The following is a 12755-nucleotide window of genomic DNA, read 5'->3' as shown; positions in this document are numbered from 1 at the left end:
CCCAATTCCTCACTGTTGAGCCGGCCCGCGTGCGGGCGGCGGAGTTTCCGATGTCAGCGCAACCGCAGTCTCCGATCTTCCAGGGCGTGCCGAACTTCAACCCGGTGCCGAGCCCGATCCCGGCGCGCATGAAAGGCCTCAACCGGGCCGAAATCTGCGACGTGAACTTCGTCGAGTTCGTGCGCGGCTGGAACGGCCGCGCCGATGCGCGCCCGGCCGCCGATGAGGCCGTCCTCGACGGCAGTGCGCTGGACGCGCGCGGTTTCCGCGAGTTGTTCGAGTCGCAGCTGATCAGCCGTCATCTGGACCTGATGGCGCGGGTGCTGCGGGTGCAGAACAAAGTCTTCTACACCATCGGCTCCAGCGGCCACGAAGGCAATGCGATGGTGGCGCGACTGACCCGCCATACCGATCCGGCGTTCCTGCACTACCGCAGCGGCGGCTTCATGGCCGAACGCTTCCGCAAGTTGCCGGGCATGGACCCGGTGATGGATTCGGCGCTGTCGTTCGCCGCCAGCAAGGACGACCCGGCTTCCGGCGGCCGGCACAAGGTCTGGGGCAGCAAGCCGTTGTGGGTGCTGCCGCAGACTTCGACCATCGCCTCGCACCTGCCCAAGGCGCTGGGCACGGCGGTGGCGATCGAAACCGCGCGCCGGCTCGGCCAGGCGCTGCCGATTCCCGACGACAGCATCGCGATCTGTTCCTTCGGCGACGCCTCGGCCAACCACGCCACCGCCCAGACCGCGTTCAACGCCGCGGCCTGGACCGCCTACCAGAAGCTGCCGGCGCCGGTGCTGTTCGTGTGCGAGGACAACGGCATCGGCATCTCGGTCAAGACCCCGGGCGGCTGGATCGGCAACCGTTTCCGCACCATGGACGGCCTGGACTACTTCGCCGCCGACGGTCTGGACCTGGCGAGCGGCTACGGCGACGTGCAGCGCGCGGTCGAGCATTGCCGCCGCACCCGCCGGCCGACCTTCCTGCACCTGCGCACGACCCGGATCATGGGCCACGCCGGCACCGACTTTGAGATCGAGTGGCGTTCGGTGGAAGAGCTGTGCGCGGTCGAGTCCAGCGATCCGCTGCTGCGCTCGGCGGCGATCGCGCTGGAGTCCGGGCTGATGTCCAGGGACGAGGTGCTCGGGCTGTACGAAGCCATCCGCGCCAAGTGCTTCGCCGCAGCCGAAGAGGCCGACCGTCGGCCCAAGCTGGACAGGCTCGACGACGTGATCGCGCCGCTGGCGCCGTATTCGCCCGAGGCGGTCGCTGCGGAAGCCGCGCGCGCCGACTACGCGCAGCGCCGGCTGGAGGTGTTCGGCGGCGAAGCCAAGTTGCCGGAGGCGCAGGCGCCGCGCCATCTGGCGATCCAGATCAACAACGCCCTGCACGACTTGTTCGCCAAGTACCCCGAAACCCTGCTGTTCGGCGAGGACGTGGCGCAGAAGGGCGGCGTCTACACCGTCACCAAGGGCCTGCAGAAGGCGTTCGGCCCGCGCCGGGTGTTCAACACCCTGCTCGACGAGACCATGATCCTGGGCATGGCCCAGGGCTTCGCCAACGTCGGCCTGCTGCCGATCCCGGAAATCCAGTACCTGGCGTATTTCCACAACGCCTGCGACCAGATCCGCGGCGAAGCGGCTTCGCTGCAGTTCTTCAGCAACAACCAGTACCGTAACCCGATGGTGGTGCGGATCGCCGGCCTGGGCTATCAGCGCGGTTTCGGCGGCCACTTCCACAACGACAACTCGATCGCCGCGCTGCGCGACATTCCCGGCCTGGTGGTCGGCTGCCCCTCGCGCGGCGACGACGCGGCGACCATGCTGCGCACCCTGACCGCGCTGGCCAAGGTCGACGGCCGGGTGGCGGTGTTCCTGGAGCCGATCGCGCTGTACATGACCAAGGACCTGTACGAGGCCGGCGACGGCCAATGGCTGACTTCGTACCCGGCGCCGGACCAGGCCATGCCGCTGGGCGAAGGCCGGACCTACGGCGAAGGCGAAGACCTGGTGGTCTTCAGCTACGGCAACGGGGTGCCGATGAGCCTGCGCGCGGTGCGCGAGATCGAGAAGAAATACGGCTGGAAGGCCAAGGTCGTCGACCTGCGCTGGCTGGTGCCGCTCAACGACGCCTACATCGCCGAACAGGCGCGTGGCGCCAAGCGCATCGTCGTGGTCGACGAAGGCCGGCGCAGCGCCGGGGTCGGCGAGGGCGTGATCACCGCGCTGGCCGAGGCCGGCCTGGGCGGCGTGCCGATGCAGCGCGTGGTCGGCGTCGACACTTACACGCCGCTGGCGGGCGCGGCCTTCCTGGTGATCCCGGGCGACGAGGACATCGTCGCCGCGGCCGACCGGCTGGCTTGATCTGCGCCATCGCGTCGATGCGGTGCCGGCCCTCGCGGCCGGGCCGCGGCGGCGGCCGCCGGAGCGCCGCGTCAGGGCGCGATCACGGCGCCGGCGGCATAATGGCCGCGGCGACGTAGGGGGAATCGAATGTGCGGTCTGGCGGGCATGTGGCAGGCATCGGCGCGGCGGCCGGAAGACGCGCTGCGGCGCCTGGCGGCGGCGATGGGCGAGGCGCTGGCCCATCGCGGTCCGGACGACGACGGGGTTTGGGCCGATGCGGCCCACGGCATCGCCCTGGCGCACCGGCGCCTGAGCATTCTCGACCTGTCGCCGCTGGGCCGTCAGCCGATGGCCTCGGCCGACGGCCGCTACGTGATCGCCTATAACGGCGAGGTCTACAACTTCGCCGAGCTGCGCGAAGAACTACTCGAGCGCGGCCATGCCTTTCGCGGCCACTCCGACACCGAGGTGCTGCTGGCGGCGGTGGCGGAGTGGGGCGTGGAGGCGGCGATCGCGCGCTGCAACGGCATGTTCGCGATCGCGCTGTGGGACCGCGAACGACGCGAGTTATGGCTGGCCCGCGACCGGGTCGGCAAGAAACCGCTGTACTACGGTTGGGCCGGCGAAACCCTGGTGTTCGGTTCCGAGCTCAAGGCCCTGTGGCGGCACCCGGATTTCGACAACGGCGTCGATCGCGATGCGCTGGCCCTGCTGCTGCGCTACGACTACGTGCCCTCGCCGTATTCGATCCATCGGGACACGTTCAAGCTGATGCCGGGCGCGCTGCTGCGGCTGGACGCGGAAGCGGTGGCGCGCGGCGCGACCGGGCACGATCCGCACCGCGACCAGCGACGGTACTGGGATGCGCGCGAACGCATGGCCGCGGCGATCCGCGCCCCGTTCGACGGCGACATCGACGGCGCCGAAGAGCGCCTGGACGAATTGCTGCGCGACGCGGTGGGCCTGCGCATGGTCGCCGACGTGCCGGTCGGCGTGTTCCTGTCCGGCGGCACCGATTCGTCGGTGGTGACCTCGCTGATGCAGACGCTCAGCGCCAAGCCGGTGCGCAGCTTCACCATCGGCTTCCAGGGCTCGCACCACGACGAGGCGCCGCTGGCGCTGGAGGTCGCGCGGCACCTGGGCACCGACCACACCGAGCTCTACGTCAGCGGCGCCGACGCGTTGGCGGTGGTGCCGCAATTGCCGGCGATGTTCGATGAGCCCTTCGCCGACGCCTCGCAGGTGCCGACCGCGCTGGTCAGCCGGCTGGCGCGCAGCCAGGTCACCGTGGCCTTGTCCGGCGACGGCGGCGACGAATTGTTCTTCGGCTATACCCGCTACGAGCGTGCGCTGCGCAATCTGCGCCTGCTGCGCCGGGTGCCGGCGCCGTTGCGGCGCTGGCTGGCGGCGAGCGCGCGCGGCCACGGCGAGACCTCGCGCGCCGGCGGCTTCGCCGCGTTCGCGGCCGAAATGGGCGCGCGCGGCATCGGCGACGTCTACCGCAACCGCATCGTGCGCTGGCGCTTCCCGCAGGCGGCGGTGCCGGGCGCGGCGCTGCCGCCGACCCTGTACGACCAGGCCGAGCCGCTGGACGGCCTGGGCACGCCGGGGGATGCGATGATGCTGGCCGATTACGCGGTCTATCTGCCCGACGATCTGCTGTGCAAGGTCGACCGTGCCAGCATGGCGGTGAGCCTGGAAGCGCGTGCGCCGCTGCTCGATACCCGGGTGGCCGAATTCGCCTGGTCGCTGCCCCTGGCCTACAAGCGCGACGGCGGCAGCAAGCGCCTGCTCAAGCGAGTGCTCAAGCGTTATCTGCCCGATGCCATGGTCGACCGCGAAAAGCGCGGCTTCGGCGCGCCGGTCACCCAGTGGCTGCGCGGCGATCTGCGCGGCTGGGCCGAGGAGTTGCTCGATCCTGCACGGCTGCGCCGCGAAGGCTATCTCGACGCCGACCTGGTGCACGGCCTGTGGCGGCAGTTCCAGGCCGGGGAGCGGCGCTGGCATACCCATTTGTGGAACGTGCTGATGTTCCAGGCCTGGCATGCGCACTGGCGCGCGCAGCGCGAAGCGACAACTTCCGCAGCAGCGGCGTAAGCCGCGACCGGGACGCGCAGAGAAACCGGCGCTGTCGCCATCGACCCCGGCGGCGGCCCGTCGCGAGGGCCCGCGCGTGCGGGCGAATCGGACGCGCAGACCCGGTGGCGCGGGCTTCGGCGCCTGCGATGCTCGCGCCGTTGCAGTGGGGCGCGGCTTGCGCCGCTCCTGCGGAAACGGCGCCTCAGCGCTCCAGGCCGTCGAGCAGCGGTTGTTCGCTCACCGCCTGGCCGTCGATCGTGGCCGGCTGCGGTTCGCGCTCCAGCGGCAGCACCGCCAGCGCCAGATGCGCGTCGCCGGCGTCGGCGCTGGCCACGACCGTGCCCAGCACGGCGTCGCGGCAGCGCACTTCGGCGCCGTCGGCGATCGCCGCGTCGCCGCCGAACAGGACCAGGCCGCGCTTGGCCTTGCCGAGAAAATGGGTGCGGGCGACGATTTCCTGGCCCGGATAGCAGCCCTTCTTGACGCTGAAGGCCTGCAGGCGCTCCAGCGACAGCTGCTGCGGCGTCCAGTGCTCGACCTGCGACGCGCTCAGCCGCGGCAGGCCGTGGCGCAGGTCGGCCAGGCTCCAGCGCGCGGCCGCTTCGGTGTCGGCGATGGCCGGCGCGGGCGCCAGCAGCAGGCTGCGGGCCTGGCCTGCGCCGCTGTAGTCCAGTTCCAGTCCGGCGTTCTCATCCCCGGCCAGGGCGGCGCCCTCGGCCTGCGCCGGCCGGCCCCAGCGACCGGCGGCGTGCAGCCCGGCGCGTATGCCGATCGCCACTTTGCTGCGGAAAACGAAGCGCCGCAGCCGCTCCGCCAGCGATTCGGCGTCGGCGTCGGGCAGGACCAGCAGCAGTGTCTGGTCGGACAGGCGCAGCAAAGCGAACAGCGCGATCACCCGGCCCTTGGGGGTCAGCCAACCGTTCCACTGCCACTGGCCGTCGCCGAGCGGCTTGACGTCGTTCATGAACTGCGCCTGGGCGAAAGCCGCGGCATCGCGGCCTTCCAGGGCGATAACGGTGTGGCCGGGCAGGGCGAAGGCCTGTCCGGGCAAGGCTTGCGGGTTGTCAGGCATGGGGGGCGGGAATTAATATTTAACGCTGTGATGATAGGCGAAACCACCCCGGAAGCACGTTCGGACGAGGCGTCCGAGACCCCGGCGACTCCCGTTTCCGATGCGGGAGGCCATTCGCCTTCCGCCAAGGACGCTCCCGAAGAGCAGGCTCCGCAAGGGCTGGCCCGCAAAGAGCACGGTGGTCGCGAGGGTCCCGAACCGACTCGCTACGGCGACTGGGAGAAGAACGGACGCTGCATCGATTTCTAGTTGATCGGTCCGCGTTCCGCGCTTTTCAAGCACACACCCCCACACCGGCGTTTCCAACGCTTCCCGCCACGCGGCGCCGCCGCCCAGCCGAGATAGCCATCCCTCATGGCGAACCGCGAACGACCTTTGTCGCCACACCTGCAGGTTTACCGCTGGCAGGTACAGATGGTGACCTCGATCCTGCACCGCGCGACCGGTGTCATTCTTTCCATCGGCGCTCTGCTGATCGCCTGGGGCCTGCTGGCCCTGGCCGGCGGCCCGGACTCGTGGGCCAAGTTCGTCGCCTGCGCGCGCTCGCCGCTCGGCTTCCTGATCCTGTTCGGCTGGACCTGGGCGCTGTGCTACCACCTGATCAACGGCATCCGCCACCTGGTCCAGGACGCGGGCTACGCCTACAAGATCGAAGCCTTCGTCCGCAACAGCTGGATCAGCGTGATCGGCAGCCTGGTCCTGACCGCGCTGGTCTGGATCGTCGCCATGATGTCGCGAGGTGGCGCATGAGCACTCAGCATTCCAAGCGCCTGCGCAACCCGCTCAAGACCGCGCGCGGCCTGGGCTCGGCGAAGGACGGCACCCATCACTTCGTGGTCCAGCGCGTCACCGCGATCGCGATGATCCCGCTGGTGCTGTACGTGGTCGGCCTGATCGTGTCGTGGATCGGCGCCGATTACGCCGCGGTGCGCGCCTCGGTCGCCCACCCCTGCAACGCGGTGCTGCTGAGCGCGTTCCTGATCGCGATGTTCTGGCACGCCAAGCTCGGCCTGCAGGTGGTCATCGAGGATTACGTCCATACCCCGGGGCTGGCGATCGCATCGCAGCTCGCGGTCGTTTTCGTTTGCGTACTCGCGGCTCTCGCCAGCGTGCTCGCCATCATCCGCATCGCGTTGGGAGCCTGAGCCGTGGCCTCTGCCTACAAGATCCAAGAACACACCTTCGACATGATCGTGGTCGGCGCCGGCGGCGCCGGCCTGCGCGCCACCTTCGGCCTGGCCCAGAAGGGCCTGAAGACCGCCTGCATCACCAAGGTCTTCCCGACCCGTTCGCACACCGTGGCGGCGCAGGGCGGCGTGGCCGCGGCGCTGGCCAACATGGGCGACGACAACTGGCAGTACCACTTCTACGACACCGTCAAGGGCTCCGACTGGCTCGGCGACCAGGACGCGATCGAGTACATGTGCCGCGAAGCGATCCCGGCGATCATCGAACTCGAGCACTACGGCGTGCCGTTCTCGCGCACCGACGACGGCAAGATCTACCAGCGTCCGTTCGGCGGCATGACCACCCAGTTCGGCAAGGGGCCGCCGGCCCAGCGCACCTGCGCCGCCGCCGACCGCACCGGCCACGCCATCCTGCACACCCTGTACCAGCAGTCGCTGGCGCACGACGCGCAGTTCTTCATCGAGTACTTCGCGCTCGACCTGATCATGGACCAGCACGGCGTCTGCCGCGGCGTGCTCGCCCTGGACATGGCCGAGGGCACCCTGCACCTGTTCAAGGCCCAGGGCACCGTCCTGGCCACCGGCGGCTACGGCCGCGCCTACTTCAGCGCCACCTCGGCCCATACCTGCACCGGCGACGGCGGCGGCATGGCCCTGCGCGCCGGCCTGGGCATGCAGGACATGGAATTCGTCCAGTTCCACCCGACCGGCATCTACGGCGCCGGCTGCCTGATCACCGAGGGCGTGCGCGGCGAAGGCGGCATCCTGCGCAACAGCAACGGCGAGCGCTTCATGGAGCGCTACGCGCCGAGCGTGAAGGACCTGGCGCCGCGCGACATGGTCAGCCGTTCGATGACCATCGAGATCCGCGAAGGCCGCGGCGTCGGCGAGCACAAGGACCACATCCTGCTCGACCTGACCCACCTCGGCCCGGACGTCATCCACAAGAAGCTGCCGGGCATCGCCGAATCGGCGCGCATCTTCGCCGGCGTCGACGTCGAGAAGGAGCCGATCCCGGTGCTGCCGACCGTGCACTACAACATGGGCGGCATCCCGACCAACTACCACGGCGAAGTGGTGCAGCTGCGCGACGGCAACCCCGACGCGGTGGTTCCGGGCCTGTACGCGATCGGCGAAGCCGCCTGCGTGTCGGTGCACGGCGCCAACCGCCTGGGCTCGAACTCGCTGCTCGACCTGGTCGTGTTCGGCCGCGCGGTGGCCAACCGCTGCGCCGAGACCATCGTCCCGAACGGCAAGCAGGCGCCGCTCGCCGGCGATGCCTGCGACAGCGCGCTGGCGCGCCTGGACAAGCTGCGCAACGCCAACGGCGGCACTCCGACCGCGGTGATTCGCGACAAGATGCAGCGCACCATGCAGGCCGACGCGGCGGTGTTCCGCACCAGCCAGACCCTGGCCGAGGGCGTGGCCAAGATGCGCGAGATCCACGCCTCGTTCGCCGACGTCAAGGTCACCGACCGCTCGCTGGTGTGGAATTCGGACCTGATCGAGACCTTCGAGCTGTCCAACCTGCTCGACCAGGCGCTGGTCACGATCGTGTCGGCCGAGAACCGCAAGGAGTCGCGCGGCGCGCATGCGCACGAGGACTTCCCGGAGCGCGACGACGTCAACTGGCAGAAGCACACGCTGTGCTGGGTGGACGAGAAGGGCAACACCCGGATCGACTACCGACCCGTCCACATGCAGCCGATGACGGGCGAGGTCGCTTCGATCCCGCCGGCCAAGCGCGTCTACTGATCCGGAGCGAGCACCGTGGCTGAATTTTCCCTACCCAAGAACTCGCAGATCCAGAAGGGCCGCCACTGGGCGTCTCCCGGCGCCAAGCAGCCGCGCACCTTCAAGGTCTACCGCTGGAATCCGGACGACGGCATGAATCCGCGCGTCGACACCTACGAGGTCGACCTGGCCGCGTGCGGCCCGATGGTTCTGGACGCGCTGATCAAGATCAAGAACGAGATCGACCCGACCCTGACCTTCCGTCGCTCCTGCCGCGAGGGCATTTGCGGTTCGTGCGCGATGAACATCGACGGCACCAACACGCTGGCCTGCACCAAGGCGATCAGCGATTGCGGCGGCAACGGCGAGCTGCCGATCTATCCGCTGCCGCACATGGAAGTGGTCAAGGACCTGGTGCCGGACCTGACCCACTTCTATGCCCAGTACGCTTCGATCAAGCCCTGGCTGCGCACCCAGAGCCCGGCGCCGTCGGACCGCGAGCGCCTGCAGTCGCCGGCCGACCGCGAGAAGCTCGACGGCCTGTACGAGTGCATCCTGTGCGCGTGCTGCTCGACCAGCTGCCCGAGCTACTGGTGGAACGGCGACCGCTATCTCGGCCCGGCGATCCTGCTGCAGGCCTACCGCTGGATCATCGATTCGCGCGACGAGGACACCGGTGCGCGCCTGGACGATCTGGAAGATCCGTTCAAGCTGTACCGCTGCCACACCATCATGAACTGCGCCCGCACCTGCCCGAAGGGGCTGAATCCGGCGCGGGCGATCGGCGAGATCAAGAAGCTGATGTTGGCGCGCCGCGTGTGAGGCGCGCCGGGCCGCGGCGGCGTCGAGGCGGCGCCGCGACCGGATACGCAACGACGGCGCCGTTCGGCGCCGTCGTGCTTTGAACGCCTGCCGCAATGCCTGCCACACACGACGGCCGCGCGCCGCGCACGGGGTGAACGATGCAGACCAAAGCGATCTTCCTGCCCGCATTGGCGATGGTCGCGCTGACCTGCGCGGTGTGGGTCCGCCTGTACGTGGTGCGGATCGGCCAGATGCGCCGCGACCGCATCCATCCGCAGGCGGTGGCGACCTCGTCGCAGGCCGCGGCCAAGCTGACCGACAGCGCGGCCGCGGACAACTTCCGCAATCTGTTCGAGCTGCCGGTGCTGTTCTACCTGGCGCTGACGGTGGCGGCGCTGAGCGGTCTGGCGAATGCGGCGACGCTGGCGCTGGCCTGGACCTTCGTCGCCCTGCGCGCGCTGCACAGCCTGATCCACTGCGGCTACAACCGGGTCATGCACCGTTTCATCGTCTACGTCGCCGGCGCGTTGACGCTGTGGGCGCTGTGGGTCCACCTCGCCATCGGATTGCTCCGCTCATGAATGACATGATCGATCATTGCGCCGCGCGGCCGGCGCGCCGTCTCGCGGCCGCTTTGCTGCTGGCCGCCGCGGCGGTCTCGCCGGCGCTGGCGGCAGCGCCCGTCGCCGCCGGCGCCACCGCCGAAGGCGCCGCGACAGACGGACTGGCCGACGCGCGCAGCCTGCTGGAGGCCATCGACTATCCCGCGCTGATGCGGCAGATCTTGCAGTTGACCGCCGACCAGGGTCCGAGCGGCCCGGACGACCAACGCTCGGACGCCGACCGCGAGCTGGTCCGGCGTTGGATCGCGGCGATGCCGATGACGCCGTTCGTCGACGGCGCCGCGGGCCGCCTCGCGGCTGCCAGCACCGCCGCCGAATTGGCGCAGGGGCTGGCGTATTTCCGTAGCGACGCCGGCCGCACCGAGCTGGCCTGCATCCGCGCCGCGCTCGGCACCCCGGGCGTGCCGGACTGCATCCGCGAGCGCGGTGGCGAAGCGCAGTACCGGGCGCATCAGGCCTTCGCCGAGACTCCGATCGAAGACAAGCTCGGCAACGTCATGGCGGACGGCGCTTCGGAAGACGATTTCCGCACCGCGGCGCGTCTGGCGATCGAGAACGACCCGGCCCTGGCCAAGGACGCCGCAGCGCACTGCCAACGCAACCCCGGCGGCCTGTGCCGGGCGCTGGAGCCCGCGCCGGCGACGCCGTGAGCGCAACGAGGACGCCATGAACGACGAAATCGACGCAAGCGAGCGCGAACGACGCGACGAATTGGAACTGCGCCGCCTGCGCTGGCGCTGCCGGCGCGGCATGCGCGAACTGGACCAGTTGTTCGGCCGCTATCTGGACCGCGCATGGCGGCAGGCTTCCGATGCCGAGCGCGGCGTTTTCCTACGGTTGCTGGAAACCGAGGACGATAAGCTCTGGCACTGGTTCATGGGCCACGAGACTTCCAGCGATGCCGAATTGCAGCGACTCGTCGAATCGATCGCAAAGCTGCCGCCCTGAGCGCGGTCTCGCCGCGCTGGCGGCGTCATCGGCGCGCCGGGGCAGGGCGCTGGTCGCCTGGAGCCTGATCGGCTCGGGCGCGCGGCCGGCGGCCGCCGCACAGGCCGGCGCAGCGAGCGAGGAAGGCCTGCTGTGGCGTCCTTCGCGCCTGCTCGCGGCCGGCCTGATCGCCTTGGGTCCCGCCGCCGCCTGGGCCTGCCTCGGCAGCGAACTGGCGCCGCCGCTGGCCTGGCCGCTGTCGGCCGCAGCCCTGGCCTGGGCCGCGCATTCGGCCCGCAGCGAATTGCGCCGTCCGCCGCAGCGCCTGCTGCTGCGCGGCGGCCGCGCCTGGCTCGACGGACGCCCGCTGTCGTCCTGGAGCCTGCACTGGCGCGGCTGGCTGGCGCGCCTGGAGTACCGCGACGACGAGGGGCGCCGCGGCCGCCTGCTGTGGTGGCCCGACACCCTGCCGCCCGCGCAGCGGCGTGAACTGCGGCTGGCCGCCGCGGTCTCATTGCCCACGGCTCAGCCGCGATCGGTGGCACCATGAGCCGGGATTGGGGATTGGGGATTGGGGATTCGGGATTGGTAAAAGCGGTGGCGTGCGATCTGCTTCTGAGAATCCCTAATCCCGAATCCCGAATCCCGAATCCCGAATCCCGAATCCCGAATCCCGATCCCGATCCCGATCCCGAATCTCCGCTTCCACCAATCCCGAATCCCAAATCCCCGCCCTGATGTTCAAACCCATCTCAGTAGCCATCGGCCTGCGCTATCTGCGCGCCAAGCGCCGCAACGGCTTCATCTCCTTCATCTCGCTGGCGTCGATTGCCGGCATCGCGCTCGGCGTGACCGCGTTGATCACCACCCTGGCGGTGATGAGCGGGTTCCAGCGCGAGATCCGCGACCGCATGCTGCAGATGGCCGCGCACGCCACCGTCAGCGCCTATGGCGAGCCGCTGACCGAGTGGCGGCTGGCGGTCGGCAAGGCCCAGGCCGATCCGCGCGTCGCCGGCGCCGCGCCCTACATCGAGAAGGAAGCGTTGCTGTCGGCGACCCGGCAGCAGCCGGCGATCATCCGCGGCGTCGATCCGGCGCAGGAGCGCAAGGTCTCGGTGCTGGCCGACAAGATGGTCGAGGGCAAGCTCGATTCGCTGACCCCGGGCAGCTTCAACATCGTGCTCGGCAAGGAACTGGCGCTGTGGATGGGCGCGCAGGTCGGCGACAGCGTGGTGGTGATGACCGCCGACGGCCGCAGCACGCCGATGGGGGCGATGCCGCAGCTCAAGCGCTTCACCGTCAGCGGCATCTTCGAGGCCGGCTACAACGAGTTCGACAAGGGCCTGGCGGTGGTCAACATGCACGATATCCAGCGTGTGCTGCGGATGGGCGAGGGCGTGACCGGCGTGCGCCTGCGCCTGCACGACATGGATCAGGCCTGGGACGTCGCCCGCGACCTCTCGGTGAGCCTCGGCGGCCCGTACCGGATCAGCGACTGGAGCAGCGACAACGCCAACATGTTCCGCGCGTTGAAGATGGAGAAGACGGTGATGGCGATCCTGTTGTCGCTGATCATCGCCATGGGCGCGTTCAACCTGGTGTCTTCGCAGGTCATGCTGGTCACTGACAAGCAGGCCGACATCGCGATCCAGCGCACCCTCGGCCTGACCCCGATGAGCGTGATGCGCATCTTCGTCGTCCAGGGCACCCTGATCGGCATCATCGGCACCGTGCTCGGGGTGGTCGGCGGCATCGTCCTGACCCTCAACCTCGAGCACATCCTCAAGGCGATCGAGACGCTGCTCGGCGTGCAGTTGCTGCCGGAGGACGTCTACTACATCACCGGCCTGCCGACCGACCTGCAGACCAGCGACGTGGTGATCATCGCCGGCGTGGCTTTGGCGATGGCCTTCCTGGCCACCCTCTACCCGGCCTGGCGCGCGGCGCGCACCGCGCCGGCGGAGGCCTTGCGCTATGAGTGAGGCGT

At 69.7% G+C, this 12755-nt stretch carries 13 protein-coding genes; 12 read left to right on the top strand and 1 reads right to left on the bottom strand.

Annotation, left to right across the window (positions count from 1 at the left end; genetic code table 11):
• Positions 1-128 precede the first annotated feature (128 nt).
• Entirely contained in the window at positions 129-2360 is a 2232-nt protein-coding gene (locus tag V2J18_RS13480; protein ID WP_425606110.1) for a thiamine pyrophosphate-dependent enzyme, read from the top strand.
• 129 nt (positions 2361-2489) lie between these two features.
• Positions 2490-4439: an asparagine synthase (glutamine-hydrolyzing) gene (asnB, locus tag V2J18_RS13475; protein WP_336132009.1), complete on the top strand. Its 1950-nt coding sequence runs from the start codon at positions 2490-2492 to the stop codon at positions 4437-4439.
• Positions 4440-4623: 184 nt separating this feature from the next.
• On the opposite strand, the gene ygfZ is transcribed toward asnB, so the two are convergent.
• Complete coding sequence (ygfZ, locus tag V2J18_RS13470) at positions 4624-5493, bottom strand: CAF17-like 4Fe-4S cluster assembly/insertion protein YgfZ (protein WP_336132008.1); 870 nt, start codon at positions 5491-5493, stop codon at positions 4624-4626.
• Between the two features lie 30 nt (positions 5494-5523).
• Here ygfZ and V2J18_RS13465 point away from each other — a divergent pair, with 30 nt between their 5' ends.
• From V2J18_RS13465 to V2J18_RS13420, 10 genes are all read left to right on the top strand, one after another.
• Positions 5524-5742 carry a DUF1674 domain-containing protein gene (locus V2J18_RS13465; RefSeq protein ID WP_261370073.1) on the top strand — a complete coding sequence of 73 codons (219 nt, stop codon included), beginning with the start codon at positions 5524-5526 and terminating at the stop codon, positions 5740-5742.
• Positions 5743-5847: 105 nt separating this feature from the next.
• Positions 5848-6243 carry a succinate dehydrogenase, cytochrome b556 subunit gene (sdhC, locus tag V2J18_RS13460; RefSeq protein WP_064747565.1) on the top strand — a complete coding sequence of 132 codons (396 nt, stop codon included), beginning with the start codon at positions 5848-5850 and terminating at the stop codon, positions 6241-6243.
• On the top strand, positions 6240-6638 hold the full coding sequence (sdhD, locus tag V2J18_RS13455) for a succinate dehydrogenase, hydrophobic membrane anchor protein (protein ID WP_064747566.1): 399 nt from the start codon (positions 6240-6242) through the stop codon (positions 6636-6638). The genes sdhC and sdhD overlap by 4 nt, the downstream gene beginning before the upstream one ends.
• Before the next feature lie 42 nt (positions 6639-6680).
• On the top strand, positions 6681-8435 hold the full coding sequence (sdhA, locus tag V2J18_RS13450; protein WP_336133109.1) for a succinate dehydrogenase flavoprotein subunit: 1755 nt from the start codon (positions 6681-6683) through the stop codon (positions 8433-8435).
• Between the two features lie 15 nt (positions 8436-8450).
• On the top strand, positions 8451-9236 hold the full coding sequence (locus tag V2J18_RS13445) for a succinate dehydrogenase iron-sulfur subunit (protein ID WP_064747567.1): 786 nt from the start codon (positions 8451-8453) through the stop codon (positions 9234-9236).
• 140 nt (positions 9237-9376) lie between these two features.
• Positions 9377-9799 (top strand): MAPEG family protein, encoded by a 423-nt coding sequence (locus V2J18_RS13440; RefSeq protein WP_336132007.1) that lies wholly within the window; start codon positions 9377-9379, stop codon positions 9797-9799.
• Complete coding sequence (locus V2J18_RS13435; RefSeq protein ID WP_336132006.1) at positions 9796-10491, top strand: hypothetical protein; 696 nt, start codon at positions 9796-9798, stop codon at positions 10489-10491. Before V2J18_RS13440 ends, V2J18_RS13435 begins: the two co-directional genes overlap by 4 nt.
• Positions 10492-10507: 16 nt before the next feature.
• Positions 10508-10789 (top strand): FAD assembly factor SdhE, encoded by a 282-nt coding sequence (locus V2J18_RS13430; RefSeq protein WP_064747570.1) that lies wholly within the window; start codon positions 10508-10510, stop codon positions 10787-10789.
• Positions 10740-11318 (top strand): hypothetical protein, encoded by a 579-nt coding sequence (locus V2J18_RS13425; RefSeq protein WP_064747571.1) that lies wholly within the window; start codon positions 10740-10742, stop codon positions 11316-11318. The genes V2J18_RS13430 and V2J18_RS13425 overlap by 50 nt, the downstream gene beginning before the upstream one ends.
• Before the next feature lie 187 nt (positions 11319-11505).
• A complete protein-coding gene (locus V2J18_RS13420) occupies positions 11506-12750 on the top strand; it encodes a lipoprotein-releasing ABC transporter permease subunit (protein WP_064747572.1) in 1245 nt (414 codons plus the stop codon).
• Positions 12751-12755: the final 5 nt, after the last annotated feature.

It is taken from the genome of Lysobacter firmicutimachus (genome assembly GCF_037027445.1).
In the GTDB taxonomy this organism is placed as follows: domain Bacteria; phylum Pseudomonadota; class Gammaproteobacteria; order Xanthomonadales; family Xanthomonadaceae; genus Lysobacter; species Lysobacter firmicutimachus.
Note: the sequence above shows the minus strand (reverse complement) of the source record. Positions and strands in the feature narration are given on the sequence as shown.